General features: G+C 62.9%; 15 protein-coding genes. 10 read left to right on the top strand and 5 right to left on the bottom strand.

Annotated features, from left to right (window positions below; translation table 11 throughout):
• Positions 1 to 144: 144 nt before the first annotated feature.
• Positions 145 to 654, bottom strand: a complete 510-nt coding sequence (locus CH293_RS12230) for a winged helix-turn-helix transcriptional regulator (RefSeq protein ID WP_369597564.1) — start codon at positions 652 to 654, stop codon at positions 145 to 147.
• A gap of 28 nt (positions 655 to 682) precedes the next feature.
• Here CH293_RS12230 and CH293_RS12235 point away from each other — a divergent pair, with 28 nt between their 5' ends.
• Positions 683 to 2101 (top strand): MFS transporter, encoded by a 1419-nt coding sequence (locus tag CH293_RS12235; RefSeq protein WP_217900761.1) that lies wholly within the window; start codon positions 683 to 685, stop codon positions 2099 to 2101.
• 114 nt (positions 2102 to 2215) lie between these two features.
• On the opposite strand, the gene CH293_RS12240 is transcribed toward CH293_RS12235, so the two are convergent.
• Positions 2216 to 3085, bottom strand: coding sequence for a helix-turn-helix transcriptional regulator (locus CH293_RS12240; RefSeq protein ID WP_094720541.1), 870 nt, complete (start codon positions 3083 to 3085; stop codon positions 2216 to 2218).
• Between the two features lie 124 nt (positions 3086 to 3209).
• Here CH293_RS12240 and CH293_RS12245 point away from each other — a divergent pair, with 124 nt between their 5' ends.
• Genes CH293_RS12245 through CH293_RS12255 form a run of 3 tightly spaced genes read left to right on the top strand, consistent with a single transcriptional unit; the run spans position 3210 to position 5663 of the window.
• Positions 3210 to 4265: an aldo/keto reductase gene (locus CH293_RS12245; RefSeq protein WP_094720373.1), complete on the top strand. Its 1056-nt coding sequence runs from the start codon at positions 3210 to 3212 to the stop codon at positions 4263 to 4265.
• 42 nt (positions 4266 to 4307) lie between these two features.
• The gene (locus CH293_RS12250; protein WP_037107922.1) at positions 4308 to 5168 is read left to right on the top strand and encodes an SDR family NAD(P)-dependent oxidoreductase; all 861 of its coding nucleotides are present in this window, start codon (positions 4308 to 4310) and stop codon (positions 5166 to 5168) included.
• Positions 5169 to 5195: 27 nt separating this feature from the next.
• Positions 5196 to 5663, top strand: coding sequence for a MerR family transcriptional regulator (locus tag CH293_RS12255; RefSeq protein WP_094627930.1), 468 nt, complete (start codon positions 5196 to 5198; stop codon positions 5661 to 5663).
• Positions 5664 to 5676: 13 nt separating this feature from the next.
• Here CH293_RS12255 and CH293_RS12260 read toward each other — a convergent pair whose 3' ends face one another.
• The gene (locus CH293_RS12260) at positions 5677 to 6987 is read right to left on the bottom strand and encodes an aspartate aminotransferase family protein (RefSeq protein WP_094720374.1); all 1311 of its coding nucleotides are present in this window, start codon (positions 6985 to 6987) and stop codon (positions 5677 to 5679) included.
• 206 nt (positions 6988 to 7193) lie between these two features.
• Between CH293_RS12260 and CH293_RS12265 the strand changes: the two genes are divergently transcribed.
• Both CH293_RS12265 and CH293_RS12270 read left to right on the top strand, forming a co-directional pair.
• Positions 7194 to 7478, top strand: coding sequence for a hypothetical protein (locus CH293_RS12265; RefSeq protein WP_094720375.1), 285 nt, complete (start codon positions 7194 to 7196; stop codon positions 7476 to 7478).
• 33 nt (positions 7479 to 7511) lie between these two features.
• Positions 7512 to 9398 carry a S9 family peptidase gene (locus CH293_RS12270; RefSeq protein ID WP_094720542.1) on the top strand — a complete coding sequence of 629 codons (1887 nt, stop codon included), beginning with the start codon at positions 7512 to 7514 and terminating at the stop codon, positions 9396 to 9398.
• Positions 9399 to 9416: 18 nt separating this feature from the next.
• Here the strand turns inward: CH293_RS12270 and CH293_RS12275 are convergent, their stop codons facing one another.
• Positions 9417 to 10304, bottom strand: coding sequence for a LysR family transcriptional regulator (locus CH293_RS12275; protein ID WP_037107931.1), 888 nt, complete (start codon positions 10302 to 10304; stop codon positions 9417 to 9419).
• A 73-nt stretch (positions 10305 to 10377) separates the two neighbouring features.
• On the opposite strand from CH293_RS12275, the gene dapA reads away from it, so the two are divergent.
• Complete coding sequence (gene dapA / locus CH293_RS12280) at positions 10378 to 11259, top strand: 4-hydroxy-tetrahydrodipicolinate synthase (protein ID WP_094720376.1); 882 nt, start codon at positions 10378 to 10380, stop codon at positions 11257 to 11259.
• A gap of 8 nt (positions 11260 to 11267) precedes the next feature.
• Here the strand turns inward: dapA and CH293_RS27890 are convergent, their stop codons facing one another.
• A complete protein-coding gene (locus CH293_RS27890) occupies positions 11268 to 11462 on the bottom strand; it encodes a hypothetical protein (RefSeq protein WP_141216828.1) in 195 nt (64 codons plus the stop codon).
• A 133-nt stretch (positions 11463 to 11595) separates the two neighbouring features.
• On the opposite strand from CH293_RS27890, the gene CH293_RS12290 reads away from it, so the two are divergent.
• The 3 genes from CH293_RS12290 (at position 11596) to CH293_RS12300 (ending at position 15929) form a co-directional block, all read left to right on the top strand.
• Positions 11596 to 12900, top strand: coding sequence for a lipase family protein (locus CH293_RS12290; RefSeq protein ID WP_037107936.1), 1305 nt, complete (start codon positions 11596 to 11598; stop codon positions 12898 to 12900).
• 53 nt (positions 12901 to 12953) lie between these two features.
• Positions 12954 to 13550, top strand: coding sequence for a YoaK family protein (locus tag CH293_RS12295; RefSeq protein WP_241483696.1), 597 nt, complete (start codon positions 12954 to 12956; stop codon positions 13548 to 13550).
• 327 nt (positions 13551 to 13877) lie between these two features.
• Positions 13878 to 15929 carry a hydantoinase/oxoprolinase family protein gene (locus CH293_RS12300; protein WP_094720378.1) on the top strand — a complete coding sequence of 684 codons (2052 nt, stop codon included), beginning with the start codon at positions 13878 to 13880 and terminating at the stop codon, positions 15927 to 15929.
• Positions 15930 to 15947: the final 18 nt, after the last annotated feature.

The raw sequence follows: 15947 nt of genomic DNA on the forward strand, positions 1-15947 counted from the left end.
GTCCTGCGCCTGAGGCCAGGTGATGCATGCCGGTTCCGGCAGCGGGTTCTTTCGTGCCGGACTCGCCGTCGATGAGGACAACGTCGACCGCATGCGAGGAAAATCGTTGGCAACCGATGTGGCTGCAGTGCATCTGAATCGATGCTATCCCGACGAGCCTTGTTTCGTCTGATTTGCGTCGAAGGATTTTCTGGCACGGGCAATCTCGGATTGATGTCGCTCGGTCCAGTGTACGAGGGCTTGTGTCGTTCCAAGCAAGGTTCGACCAAGGTTGGAAAGCCGATACTCCACCCGTAGTGGAATTTCCGGATACATTCGACGCACCACCAAACCGTCTCTCTCGAGATTGCGTAGCGTAACGGTCAACATTCGCGTACTGACGCCGTTGATCTCGCGCATGAGTTCTCCGAATCTGAATATCTTTTCATCCAGAAGCGAGATGACCAGTAAGGACCACTTGTCCGCGATCCGATCAAGTATCTGTCTTACTTCGCAGTCCTCACGAGTGTCCCATTGATACGCGTCGTTGCCGTCGCGGCAACATTGTTCTACGGCTGGTCGCTTCCCTCGGAGTAACCGACTGACTGCAAAGTGCCATCTTGTGCCATACGTCAAGGGTGGCCCACCCTTGGGCTGGTTACAAGAAGTAACCAACTATTATTTCGTCAGCAGGGAGTGCGCAGTGTCCGAACCACAAGTCAGTATCGGGGCCGGGGGGCCCTCCGATCAGCCCAAGCGCGCTTGGGCAGTGCTGAGCGTTGTTACTGGAGCACTGTTCCTCGAGGGCATCGACATTGCCATGTTGAACGTCGCAATTCCCAGCATCGCGTGGGACATCGGTCTCGCACCGGAGTCTGCGCACTGGGTCATCAGTGCGTACGTGCTGGCCTACGCCGGGTTCATGATTCTAGGCGGCAGTGTGGCTGACGCACTGGGACGGAGTCGGGTCTTTCTTGCCGCGCTGGCGGTCTTCGCGGCCTTCTCCCTTGTCGGAGGGCTAGCCCAGGAACCTTGGATCCTGATTACGGTCAGGTTTGTCACCGGGGCTGCAGCTGGCTTCATGACGCCCGCTGGCTTCGGGTTGTTGACCACTGCGTTCCCCGTCGGTGCCGCACGGAACAAGGCGCTGGCGATTTACGGTGCCATCGGCGCATCCGGATTCTTGATGGGAGTTGTTGCGGGTGGTCTGCTTACAGAGTTGGACTGGAGGCTGGTCTTCATCGCACCAGCAACACTTGCGCTCGGGTCTTTCGTCACCGGTTTGATCTCACTCCCGAGCGACCTGGAGGGCTGGTCGACGGGCAGAGGACGATTCGACCTGACTGGAGGTCTCCTGCTCACTGGGACCCTTGTGAGCGTGGTTATGGGCGTAGTCTCTGTGGGCGACGAGATCGGTAGCCCTGTCGGTTGGTCGGCATTGGTCATTGCGGTGCTGCTCTTCGCCGCGTTCACGGTGCACCAACAACGATCCGCGAATCCCCTGATCCCTGTGGGGCTACTCGTCAGTGGGTTACTACCGTGGGTGGGTTCGATAGGCCTGCTGTTCATCGGAGCGTTCTTTGCGTGGCAGTTTGTACTGACCTTGTATCTCCAAGACCTCCTGGGGTGGAGCGCAGTACAGACAGGTATCGCCTTCGCAGCAATGGGAGTGGAGCTCCTAATCGCTCCAACGTTGACGCCCTGGCTTACGACGAGGTTCGGAAATGTCGTCGTGATGACAATCGGACTGATCGCGGTCACAATTGGGTTCGCGCTAACACTGCGATTGGACTCGAACGCGGGTTTTCTCGATCTGCTGCCTTCGTTGCTTTTGCTTGGTGTTGCCTTTGCTTTCATTTACGGTCCGCTGACAGCTTCTGCGGTGGAAGGTGTCGAGGCCCGCCATCACGGTGTCGCAGGCGGCATCGTCTATACCGGCTTTCAATTCGGCGCAGCCCTCGGCGTGTCCATTGCGACCATTGTTCTCGTTGGGAACGAGCACTTGGTGCTGGACCTGGCCGATTACAGGCGCGCGCTGATCGTGCCCGCCGTTGCCGCCGCGCTCGCCCTCGTGGTCGGTGTGATGGCGGGTGTTCGTAGCAAGCAAGAGACGCAGGCGTAGGACGTTTTCACCGTCGGCAGATGCTACGCAGGAAGCGCGAAATGGCCGCTGACCTTCGATCCAGCGTCATCACGAAGACATCTTCTGTTCGATTGCCCACGGCCACAACTCGCTTCAGAGTGTTCGCAGATGCCTACGAGTGCGGGAGGGGCGGGTTGTGGCGAGCTGGTCGAGCGCAGACTGGGAGGCCGCGTCGACGGCACGGTACACGATAAGTCGCAGATTCGCGTCGCCGAGGGGATTGAGGACGTCGAAGCTCACGGTGATCGGCCCGACGTCCGGATGGTTCATCGGCTTGTTGCCCTCCGCTCGTACGGCGACGTCCCGCGATTGCCAGTACGCGGCGAACTCGGTACTACCGGTTTCGAGTTCCCGGAGCAGAACTACCAGTTCAGGATCACGAACGTGCTCGACCCACGCCGCCCTGAGGTCGGCGACAGCTCCGCGAATCACACTGTCGCGGTCGCCGTAAAAGTCAACGAATCGATCGTCCAGAAAGCACATTCGAAGTACGTTGCGTTCGCGAGCCGTCGTGCCGTCGAGGTCGAGAAGGAGAGTCGACATCGTGTCGTTCCATGCCAGGATGTCCAGTCGATAGTTCAGGATCATCGCGGGCAACGGACTGACGTCGTCGAGAAGACGTGCAAGACCCTCGGGGACTGTCGGTCTCGTGCTGCGTTCCAGTTGACGATGCCCGGCCAGCGTAAGGAAGTAGCCGACTTGATCCTCGGACAGCCTCAGGGCCCTCGACAAGGACTGCACCACTTGGGCTGACGGCCGAACATCACGTGCCTGTTCCAGACGAATCAGATAGTCCACGCTCACGCCGGCGAGTGCTGCGACTTCCTCCCGCCGCAGCCCAGGCGTCCGGGAGGATCCGAGCCGTGGCGGCAGCCCCACCATCGACGGTTGAAGCGCTTCGCGCCGCGCGCGCAGAAAGGCCGCCAACTCGTGGCGGGCGATGGGCTGCGGCGTCGAGCTCATGTCCTCGAGGATATGCCACACCGACACTAGGCAGCCTGGTACTGATCTTCCCAGGATGTCCTGAGCCTTCACGGACCAGGCGAGCGCCGGCATGGTCGACCACACATCGAACTGAGGAGTAACCGTGGCGGAATTGACCGATTATCGACTGCTGGGACGATCGGGACTGAGGGTCTCGCCGTTGTCACTGGGCGCCATGACTTTCGGCGACGCGTGGGGTTGGGGTGCGAGCAAAGACGAGGCTCGACGGATCTTCGACGCCTACCTCGATGGAGGCGGAAACATGGTGGACACGGCCAACATCTACACCGACGGCCAGTCCGAGAGCTTCCTGGGTGAATTTGTCAGGGATCGAAGAGATTCCGTGGTGATTGCCACGAAGTACGCTGGTACGCGGAACCCATCAGACCCCAATGCGGGAGGTGGTAACCGTAAGAGCCTCGTGACCTCGGTCGAGGCAAGTCTGCGCAACCTGAATACGGACTACATCGATCTGTTGTACCTCCATGCGTGGGACGGGCTGACGCCCGGCGAAGAGGTCATCGCTGCGTTGGGCGAGCTGGTACGCAGCGGCAAGGTGCTCTATCTCGGCATCTCCGACGCGCCGGCTTGGGAGATTTCACGCATGCAGACGATCGCCGAACTCCGGGGATGGCCGACCCTCTCCGCACTTCAGGTCGAGTACAGCCTCATCGAGCGAACCACGGAGCGTGACCTCCTACCGATGGCGAGCGGATCAGGACTCGGAATTGTTCCCTGGTCACCGCTGGGTGGGGGAGTGCTGACGGGCAAGTACACACCCGCTGACCTTCCTGAAGATGTGACGGCTACGCCGCGCAGTCGAAGTGATCACGCCGCGGCCGGCAACAGCTTGACCACTCGCGGACTCGAGGTCGCAAACGTCGTAGTCGACGTTGCGCAGCAATTGGGAGTCACCCCGGCTCAGGTCGCCATTGCGTGGACTCTCCACAACCCAGTGGTGACGAGCACTCTTGTGGGTGCGCGAACCGCAGAGCAGTTACAGAGCAACCTGGCTGCGCTGGACGTGGAACTTTCCGATCAGCATCTGACCCAGCTCGACGACGTCAGCGCGCCCGATCTGGGCTTTCCCCACGAGTTCCTGGCGCGTCCCATGGTGCAGGGCGTCATTCATGGGCACACGCGAACCCGCCGGCGGTGATGAGCTTGCGTTCGAGCGCGCTCGAAGTCATAGCGTCGCGGCATGACGAAGAGAAGCTGGATCATCACGGGGGCGTCGTCGGGTTTGGGACGAGCACTCGCAGAAGAGGCTTTGGCAGCCGGTGACACGGTTGTGGGGGCTGTCCGTCGACCGAGCAGGCTGGACGACATGGTGCGTCGATACCCGAATACTTTGATGGCGGTCGAGTTCGACGTACGCAACACCGCAGCGGCACCACAGCTGATTGCGGCCGCGGCGGAGCGATTCGGAGCGGTCGATGTGCTGGTCAACAACGGTGGGGTCGGGCAGATCGGCGCTGCTGAGGAGGTGACCGATTCCCAGCTGCGCGACATGCTCGACCAGCATCTGTTCGGCCCCGCGGCCCTCACGCGTGCTGTGTTGCCTGGAATGAGGCGGCGGCGAACCGGATCGATCGTGCAGGTCAGCAGTCAGGGCGGCCGAGTGTCGTTCCCCGGAGCGGGCTCGTACTCGGCCGGGAAGTTCGCCTTGGAAGGGTGGTCGGAAGCCCTAGCCGGCGAGGTCGAACAGTTCGGTGTTCGAGTCCTCATCGTCGAACCGAGCAGGTTCCGCACCGGGTTCAACGAAGCTGGCGTCCTCAACCTCGTCGACCCCAGCGACGTCTACGACGGACTGCTCAGCGCGGTCCGCGCGGACATGCTGGCCGTCGACGGGAAGCAGGAAGGCGATCCGACGCGGGCGGCCCGGATCATCATCGAACTTCTGAACGGAGAATCCGCCCCGCTACGAATCCCGTTGGGAAGAGAAGCGGTTCGGCGATTGTCGGACGGCTACAGGTGGAACCTCGACGAGGTCGAGCGCCTCGCGGAGATATCGGCCAGTGCAGATTATCCGGGGGTTGCCGAGTCCGTCCGTCCAGTCTGAACCGCTGGCCAGGACTATCGTGACGCCATGGCGACCGTTGATCTGATGGACAAGGCTCTTGCTGCGCTGGCCCAAGCGGATGTATCGATGACGATCGACATCGTCCACGGACTGATCGAACCCGGTGAAGTAACCGAGCCGATCGGGATTTCCGAGGTCGCGCAGCTCTTGGGTGTGTCGGCGCACACCCTCCGGTACTACGAACGGTGCGGGTTGATCGAGGTCGAACGAGACGCGCACGACCACCGCCTGTACGACGCCGCCGCGGTGCGCCGCTTGGTCTTTCTCACTCGAATGCGTCTGTCCGGCATGCCGATGCGTGATCTGCAGCACTACGTGGAGCTGGTCGATCAGGGGGACGATACCGTCCCGGAACGCCTGGACATACTCGTCGAACATCGGGACACAATTCGCAGACAAATTCTCGAGCTGCAATTGTCCTTGGTAGCAACCGAATACAAGATTGCAACCTACGGCGGTGCGGCCGGCGAGTAGGTCTTGCGCCCCGTCAGGACGAGCTACCGGCCAGGACGGCTGAGATGGAGGCGTCGAGGATGTCGATGCCGTCGTGTAGTTCGGTTTCGGTTGTGGTCAGTGGGGGAGCGATGCGGAAGATGCCGCCCATTCCTGGCAGCTGGACGATGTTGAGGTGCAGTCCGCGCTCCAGGCAGGCGGTGGTCACATTCTTGCCCAGGTCGTCGGCGGGGGTCTTCGACTCCTTGTCGGTGACGAATTCGAGTCCGCGTAGCAGTCCGCGGCCCCGGACGTCGCCGACGACTTCGTAGGTGTCGCGCAGTGCGTCGAGGCGGTCGGAGAGCTGTTCGCCGAGTTTTGCGGCTTGCTCGACGAGTCCGTCGCGTTCGATGACGTCGAGCACGGTGTTTGCGACGGTGGCAGCCAACGGATCCGATGCGTGGGTGGTCAGGAACAGGAAACCTTTGTCGTTGCAGACGCTTTCGATCTCGTCGCCGGTGATCACCGCGGCGACGGGAAGCCCTGCGCCGAGTGTCTTGGACAGAGTGAGGATGTCCGGGGCGACCCCGTCGCGTTCGAATGCATACATCTGGCCGGTCCGACCGAGACCGGTTTGCGCTTCGTCGAGAATGAGCAGCATTCCGCGTTCGACACAGAGTTCTTTGAGCCGTGCCAGGTAGCCGACGGGCGGATCGATGATGCCGCCGGACGACAGAATGGGCTCGATCAGACAGGCCGCAAGTGCACCGGTGGATTGCCGGTCGATGAGCGAGAAGCCGTAATCGAGCTCGGTCTCCCAGTCGTAGGAGCCGTCGGCACGCCGAAACCGAGGCCGGTAGGAATCAGGCGTCGGCAACGTCAGATTGCCGGGGATCACCGGGCCGTACCCTCGGCGTCCGGCGGAGAAGGTCGCGGCCGCAGCGCCGGACGTCATGCCGTGCCAGGACCGATCGAACGAGACGACCTCGTATCCACCGGTGTACAGCTTGGCCATCTTCAGAGCCGCTTCGTTGGCCTCCGCGCCGGTGGTGAGCAGAAGGGTCCTGCTGAGTTTCGACGGGAGCGTGGCGGCGAGCTTCGTGGCGAGGTCGACCACGGGTCTGCTCAACATCCCGCTGAAGAGGTGGTCCAGCGATGCGACGGACTGCGACACCGCTCGAACGATGTCCGGGTGGGAATGACCGAGGACTGCGCTCATCTGGCCCGAAGTGAAGTCGAGGATCGCCCGGCCGTCGCTGTCGTACACGTACGTGCCTTCGGCCCGTTCGATGATGCGGGGAGTGAACTTCACGCCGTAACGAATCAGGTGGCGATCGGCGTCGCTCCAGAAGCTGTCGGTGCTCATGGGCGTCTCCTCGATTCGGCGGACCTCCGGTCACGCACAGACTAAGCCACGCGGTGCCGATCCGTCCGCCCATGACAAACGTCATCTCGATTACCTGACGATGTCAGTCGAGCTCATGATTCTGCGCACTGTTGCCGGGCAATTGTCGACGACAAGATGGAAAGTGACCGAAAACCAAGCTGCAGAACGGGATAGAAGGAGACGTCATGAAGAAGCTCGCCATCCGCACCGCAACCGTCGCCGCTTTGATCGGAGGGCTCGGGGCCGCGGGCTCAGCAGTCGCCACGGCCGATACTGTGACCGACCTCGTCCCGGCCATGAACGGCGGCGCTCACTGTCTGGTCGTCCAGGAAGACGGGACCGAGCAGTTGCTGTACAGCAGCTTCCGCTGCGACGAAGTACAGGCCGACATCGACGACAAGGCCCGCCAGGACGAGCGTCGCGAAGAGCGCAAGGAAGAACGACGCGAAGAGCTCCTTCGAGACGGCTGATCGCACGGAAAATGCATGGACGAAAGGATCAAGATGGCTCTGCCCGAACTTATTTCGATCGAACAGTTCGTCAGTCCGCCCGAGCGGACCGGCGCGTCGATTTCACCGGACGGCACACGTATCGCCTACTTGGCGCCATGGAGGAACCGGTCCAACGTGTGGATCCAGAACATCGACTCCGATGACGAACCGCGCTGCGTCACAGCCGACGACACGCGAACGGTGCAACGGTATTCCTGGACCGACGATCCAAGATATTTGGTGTACCAGCAGGACGACGGTGGCGACGAGAACTGGCATGTCTTCCGCATCGATCTCGATGATCCGTCGGCCGACGCGGTGAACCTGACCCCGTATCCCGGAGCGATGGTAATGGGATTCGAGAAGGTAAATGCTCGGCCGGGGAAGTTCACGTTACAGCTCAACGCGAGGACGCCCAGTGAGTTCGATCTCCATGAACTCGACATCGTCACAGGTGAACTCACGATGCTGGTGCAGAACCCGGGCAACGTCTCGGGTTGGCTGTACGCAGGCGACGGTCGACTCTTCGCGCGTTCCGTCACCGACAGGGGAGAACTTGTTCTGTCGCGCCTCGACAACGAGACCGGGGAGCTGCATACGATCAGAACGTTCGGCGGAGAGGGCTACCCGATCGACATCTATCCGTTCGAGCTCACTCCCGATGCATCCGGTGTGTGGATCGGGTCCAACGACGGGACCGACCGGACCAGAATCGTCCGCATCGATCTGGAGACAGGTGAACAGAGCGAAGTCGACGACCACCCGACCTTGGACGTCGACACCCGACACGCGGCATTCCCGACGTGGCCGCCTGCTCTGATCAGAGCGCGTGGAACCACACAGCTGCTCGGCGTGCGCTATCTCGGCCACAAGCAGGTCATCCAGACCGTGGACGATCAGTTCGCCGACGTGTTGACCAACCTGGAAGAACTGTCCGACGGAACGGTCGCCGGCCTGTCCTCGGACTGTGAGGGCAGACGCTGGGTGGTGACGTTCACCCATGACCGCGATCCAGGAGTCACATGGTTGTACGACCACTCGACCGGTTCGGCCGAGATGCTGTTTCGACGCTCGACCGACATCGATCCCGACGACATGGCACCGATGCTGCCCGTCACGATCACCGCGCGCGACGGATTGGAACTACCCTCCTACCTGACGTTGCCCATCGGTATCGAGCCGACCGGGCTACCCCTGGTGTTGGTCGTCCACGGAGGGCCGTGGACCCGCGACGCATGGGGATTCGATCCGACCGTTCAGGTGCTCGCCAATCGTGGATATGCAGTGTTGCAGGTGAACTTTCGTGGATCGGCAGGCTTCGGCAAGGCTCATATGCGTGCCGCGATCGGTGAGTTCGCAGGCAAGATGCACGACGATCTGATCGACGCGGTCGACTGGGCCGTCGATCGAGGTTACGCAGATGCGGGTCGAGTTGCGATCTTCGGTGGCTCCTACGGCGGATACGCGACATTGGTCGGTGTCACGTTCACCCCGGACACGTTCGCCGCAGCCGTCGAGTACGTGGGTATTTCCGACCTGACGAACTTCATGCAGTCGCTGCCCGAGCACGCCAAACCAAGCCTGGTCAACAATTGGTACTCCTACGTCGGTGACCCCAACGACCCGGATCAGGCAGCCGATGCTCTCGCTCGATCCCCGATCACGCACGTCGACAAGATCCGAACGCCATTGATGGTCGTGCAGGGGGCCAACGATGTTCGCGTGGTCAAGGCGGAATCGGACAACATGGTGGACGCTCTCCGGGCCCGAGGAGTGGACGTCGACTACATCGTCTTCGAGGACGAGGGGCACATCTTCGCCAACCCCGAGAACCTGATCACCATGTTCAAGGCCGCGGACGCCTTCCTGGCCGAACACCTCGGCGGGCGATCAGGCTAGTGCGACTGAGCAATTCGCTCATCGCACGGCGTCGACGAGGGCTCGAACGGCCGGGCTGGAATCTGCGCTACGGCGCCAGACGGCGTGCAGTTCACGCGTTGGTGGGCGACGCAGTTCGAGTGCTACCAGGTGTTCGCCCAAAGGTGGGCGCGCGAGTCGGGGGATGAGTGCGACGGCGTTCGTCGATGCCACCAAGGCGAGTTGGCTGGAGAAGTCGTCGACCAGGTGCCGGACGTCGGGACTGTCCGGCAGGTCGGCGACGACGCGTCGAAACCATTGGTGGCACACGGTTCCGGGTGGACTCGTCACCCAGGTGAGACCGGTCAGTGCGGAGGTGGGCAACGGGTGAACTTCGCGGGCGAGCAGGTGATCTCGATGTACGACGATGTCGCCGATGTCGGTGTGCAACGACTGCCGGTTCAGCGACGGCGGTATGGGGGCGATGAGTCCGTCTGCGTCGTGGACGAGGGCGACGTCGGCGGTACCCGAATCGACGCTGTGAATCGCCCGGTCGGGATCTTGTTCGGTGATCTGCAGGGTCAGCTGTGGGCATGCCGCGCCGAGTGCGCGCATCGCCGGAGCAAGCACACCGCGAATGGCGGTGGAGAAGGCTGCGACCCGCAGAGTGCCGCGCGGTGCACCGTCGGCCACGGAACGAGCGGCTTCGGCGCATCGTTCGAGTGCATCGAAGACGTCGGGAGAGGAGTCGACGAGTGCCTGGCCTGCCGGCGTCAGCACGACACCGCGCCCTGCCTGGGCGAGAACGCGAAGACCCAATTGGCGTTCGAGTCGTTTGATCTGCTGTGAGACGGCAGAGGCCGTGAAGCCGAGTTCGTCGGCGGCCTTTGCCAGGGTGCCGAGGGTGGCCACCGACTTCAGGGCATGTAGCGATGCGACGTCGACCATGAAGCGATGCTACTCATTATCCGCGAAAAACCATCGCTGGACCGAAGGCTTACTGCGTCGCACACTTCTGTGCATGACCACCGAACAACTCTTCGGCACCAACTGCGTCGCCATGGTGACGCCGATGACCAGCGATGGACAGCTCGACGATAATTCCCTCGGCAGGCTCGTCGACCATCTCGTCGCTACGGGGTGCGACGGAATCGTCGTCGCAGGCACGGCGGGGGAGGCGCCCACTCTGACCGACGCCGAGACGGAGAAACTCGTCGCCGCGGTGGTGTCGCGAGTCGACGGTCGAGCCACGGTGACGGCCGGTGTCGGAACCTATGACACCGCGACGAGCATCGAAAGGGCTCGTCGCGCGGAAGCGGCGGGTGCCGACGGGTTGCTCGTCGTCTGTCCCTACTACTCGCGGCCGACGCAGGCGGGCATCCTCGCGCACTGTGCTGCCGTCGCCGACGCGACCGATCTGCCGGTGATGCTGTACGACGTGCCCGCGCGGTCCGGCACGGCGTTCACGCCCGAATCGCTGACCTTGCTGGCCGAGCATCCGCGAATCAGAGCCGTCAAGGACGCCAAAGGGGACCTGTACGAGGCCTCGACGGTGATGTCTCGTACATCGCTCGCCTACTACTGCGGAATCGACGAGCTCAACCTGGCGTACTTGGCAGTCGGCGCAACCGGACTCGTCAGTGTTGTGGGCAATCTCGTCGCCGATCGGAACGCGGCCCTCGCGGATGCGGTGCGGCGAGGTGACCTCGTCTCCGCTCGTCGAATCCAGGTCGAACTGCTCCCGCTTACCGACGCCGTCATGCGTACCTCCCAGGGCGCGATCATGGCGAAGGCCGCGCTGGCGGAAATCGGCGTCATAGACACTGCGGCAGTGCGGCTTCCGCTGCTCGAATCACCTCCGGAGGACCTTCTTCGCCTCGCAGTCGCGACAAGCAATCGCTGAGAAGCGTTCTATTGCTTTCTGAGCCTTGTCAACTGGACAGCGCTGCCGATTGCCACGATGGGCCAACATACGATGGCGATCCATTCGCTGGTGGACCGTTCGCCGTGGGTGATGTCGTAGATCGCCAGTACGGTCAGTGCGATACCGATGACGAGAGTGATCCAGTTGAGCCGCATGCGCGTTGCCGTCGACGTGGTGGTCATGGAAGGAATGTACGACGGGACGGCGGGTTCGACTCCCGAATTGTCCAGATGAGCGTGCCGGTGCGGTACGCCGACGGCGCATGGCGTCAGGTCCGGGTTAGTGTGACCGTGAGACTCGGACAAAGGGTGTGGGATGAGCGTCGTCGACGAAAAAGCCGGTAGATCTCCGTGGGAACCGCAGGAGATGCCGCGGCCGAACCGAGCAGCACGGCCGGATGCGGACCCGTTCTACGTCGCGCCCGACGGCTTCGAGGAGGCTGCGCCGGGTGATGTCCTGCGGTTCCGTGAGGTCCAGGTGGCGCTGTACGGGAAGATTCCGCAGCAGGTCGACGCGTGGCAACTGCTGTATCGGACGTCCGATCTCCACGGATCGCCGCAGGTCAGCGTCACCACCGTGTTGATGCAGCGCGGAGCGGTTGCCGAAACTCCGCGCCTGCTGTCGTATCAGTGCGCGATCGACGCGGTCTCGGCCACGTGCTTTCCGTCGTACGCGCTGCAGCGGGGCGCACGAGCGTGGGGCGCGGTGCCGCAGTTCGAGTTCGTCCTGGTGCTGCATGCGCTGCGCCGCGGCTGGGTCATCTCGATCCCGGACCACGAGGGCCCGGACGGGCACTGGGGCTCGCCCCGGGAGCCTGGCTTCTTCACCCTGGACGGGGTCAGAGCCTCGCTGCGGTTCGCACCCGCCGGTCTCACCGACGACACCAAGGTCGGTCTGTGGGGCTATTCGGGTGGAGGGCTCGCGACGTCCTGGGCCGCGGAGATGGCCCCCGAGTACGCACCGGAGATCGCGCTGGTCGGGGCGGCCCTCGGCTCACCCGTCGGCGATCCTGCATCGGCCTTCACCCGGCTGAACGCGACCCTGCACGCGGGTCTGCCCACGCTGGTGGTCGAGGGGCTGCGCAGAACATACCCGGATCTCGACAGGGTGGTCAGGGCCCACGTCAACGCCGACGGGCTCGCTCTGCTCGAGTCGGTGGACGATCTGACCACCGTCGCTGCCGTGCGCAAACTCGCGAAGCACGATCTCGACCGGTACATCGACATCCCTCTCGCCGATCTGCTCGCCACACCGGAGATTCTCGAGGTGTTCGAGGCCATTCAGCCCGGTCGAACCGCTCCCACCGTCCCGATGCTCGTGGTGCAGGCCGTCCACGACCAGATCATCGCCGTCGACGACGTGGACGGACAGGTCGACCGCTACCTCGACAACGGGGTCCACGTCACGTACCTGCGAGACCGACTCAGCGAACACCTGTCCTTGCACCCCCTGTCCGCTCCGCTCACCCTCGACTGGCTACAGGACCGGTTCGACGGACGCCCCGTGCCGCCGTCGGGCGTCACCACGGTCTGGTCGACGGCGTCGTCCTTCGGTGCCGTACGTGACCTTCTCGCGCTGGCGTGGTCGACGACGATGGCGGTCCTGGGCCGTCGGCTGTGAGTGGAAATGTGTCCTGGGGGACACATTTTCACTCACCTGGGGTCTTGCTTCTGATGCTCTCGTTCGGTGCGGGTGCGACGGATGCGTTCGCCTTCCTCGCACTCGGCGGCATCTTCACCGCGAACATGACGGGCAATCTGGTGCTCGTCGGACTGGTCGGCCGGGACGACTACCTCGCCAGCCTGGTCGGCGCCGCAATCGCCATCGCAGTGTTCTTCGTGGTGCTGCTCGCTGGGTTCCGGTACGCGCACCGCTCCGTGCGCGCACCTACGTTGCCGTTGCTGGCGACGGCCGCAGCCGTCCAGGTGCTCACTCTCGTGGGATGGTGGCTCGATGTGGGCGCCGTCGTCGCTCTGGTGGCCATGTCGGCCTCGGCGATGGCATTGCAGACGGTGGTCGCGCGCTCGTCGCTCCCCGAAGGGGGATTGTCGTCGACGTTCGTCACGGGAACGCTGGTCAACATCGCCGACGACCTCGCCCGGGGCAGGACCGAGCATCTCGCACTCAGGCTCGGGGCGATCGCAGCCTTGATCGCGGGATCGTTTGCCGGTGCTCTGTCGATCTACGCCGCACCCCGACTCGGTCCCCTCGTGGCCGCAGTAGTCGCCTGCATCGGCCTGGCACTGGCCACCTTCGGCGCTCGTCGCTGACTTTTTCCTGGGTCGCTCCGGCGGTGTTGCGTCTTGCTGGTGGAAGCGACCGACCTGGAGTCGTCGGCTACGGCGCGCACACATGGCGCCTGCAGCCGTTCGCTCGTATACGCAAAGCTGCCGACGTGTGTCCTGGGTTGGCCTACGGGTCGAGGACTGACCGAGGCGGCGGCCATGTATCGGACGCACACTCTGATCGCCGCATCATGGGTCTTCAGCACATGGTGACCCTTGCTCCCTACTCATACAGTGATACAGGACACACACCTGGTATGGGCTCGATCGAGGCGGTGTACTCCGCCTCGATCGACAATAAGGAGCGATTCAATGCCGATTCATGTCGGAATCGATGTGGGCGGAACGTTCACCGACGCAGTGGCGATCTCGGACGGCCGCACCGTACGAGGCAAAGCGTTCTCGACGAAGGACGTCACAACAGGCATTCTCGGTGCTCTGACGGTCCTTCGATCGGAGTTGGGCCTCGGTGAAGCCGAGTTCTTCGCGGGAGTCACCCGTTTCGTGCTCGGAAACACCATCGTCACCAACGCCGTCGATGAGCACAAGTTCGCTCCCGTCGGCCTGCTCACCACCCGCGGATTCCGCGATACTCTACGCATCAGCAGGTCGGCGCGAGGGAGCTCACGTGACCCGCACGAGTTGGTACCGCGTGCAGATATTTTGCAGCGGAGCAATATTCGTGAGATTTCGGAGCGAATCGACTCGAGTGGCGTCATTCTCGCTCCCATCAAGGAAGACGACATCAGGGATGCCGTCGATGATCTGATCGAGGCTGGTGCCCAGGCGATTGCCGTCTGCTTCCTCTGGTCGTTCCGCAATCCCGCACACGAGCGTGCCGTTGCCGACTATCTCGACAAGTACCACCCCGAGATGCCGTATTCGACGTCCACGGACCTGACGCCTGTCTATCGAGAGTACGAGCGGATGATCACGACGACACTCGACGCCGCGGTCAAGCCGATCGTCAGCACCCACTTCGGGCACCTGGCCCACGACTTGGAAGAACGCGGCCTGACGTGCCGCGTACAGATCATGCAGGTGCACGGTGGGTTCCTCTCGGTGGAGGAGACGAGCAAGGCACCGATCGCGATGTTCAATTCCGGGCCCGTCGGGGGCGTCACCGGTGCTCGGTTGTTGGGTTCACAGCTCAATCGAACGAAGGTCCTGACCGCCGACATGGGTGGCACGAGTCTGGACGCGGCCGCAATCGTCGACGGCAACTTCCGCGTGTCGCCTCGTGCTCAGGTCGGCGAATGGCCCACTAGCCTGACGGCCGTGGATATCGAATCCATCGGTGCCGGCGGAGGTTCCATCGCGTGGGTCGACGAGCGTGGACTCCTGCGCGTGGGTCCGCACAGTGCAGGGTCGACTCCCGGTCCCGCGTGCTACGGGCGGGGCGGCACGCGCCCGACGGTTACCGACGCGACACTGACCATGGGGCTGATCAACCCCGACTACTACCTCGGTGGCACCGTGGAGCTGGATTCGAGCAGCGCGGCAGACGCGATCGAGAACGAGGTCGGAAAACCACTCGGCTTGTCGGTCGACGATGCAGCGCAGGGAATCTATCGACTGACGGTTGCACAGATGGCCAACGCGCTACGCAAGATCACTGTCAATCGTGGGCACGACCCACGAGAGTTCACTCTCGTTGCGTTCGGCGGTGCGTGTGGGCTCTTCGCTGCGGCCATAGGCGCGCAAGCGGGGGTGCGCGAGGTGGTGATCCCGAGGAACGCAGCGGTCTTCTCCGCGTACGGTTTGATGCACGCGGACAGCATCTATTCGATCGTGCAGACGAGCCCATGGAACTTCGGTCTTCCCGCGGCCGATCTCGAACGCACCTTCGCGGGTCTGGAGAACCGAGCGACGGCATGGTTCGACGCGGAGGGAATCCCCGAGGATCGGCGTGAACTCGTCCGAGAAGCAGACATGAAGTTCGCGGGCCAGATATTCGAGGTCACCACACGTTTGTCCGACGAGGTCTTCACCGACGCCGACAAGGACAGTCTCCGAGCACGTTTCATCGCCGACTACGAGGCGGAGTTCGGATTGGGCACCGCGTGGACCGAAGCCGAGATCGTTCTGATCAACACTCGGGTGCGAGCAACGGGAATCAGCGACGTCCAGGAAGCGACCGTCACAGGAACCGGTACGACGCATTCCCAGAGCACCCGCGAGATCGTCGATCCGTCGACCGGTGCACGTGTCACGGTCCCGATTCATCGCAATGCTTTCGCGGCAACCGAACCGCTGCAGGGCCCGTGTGTCCTCGAGGAGCCCGACACGACGATCTTCGTGCCCGCCGGTGCCACTCTGCACAACCACATCGACCACCTGCTCGTCGAGCTAGCTTCGAACTGACCGAAAAGAGGCGACATT

Source organism: Rhodococcus sp. 14-2470-1b, from assembly GCF_002259415.1.
Taxonomy (GTDB): Bacteria; Actinomycetota; Actinomycetes; order Mycobacteriales; family Mycobacteriaceae; genus Rhodococcoides.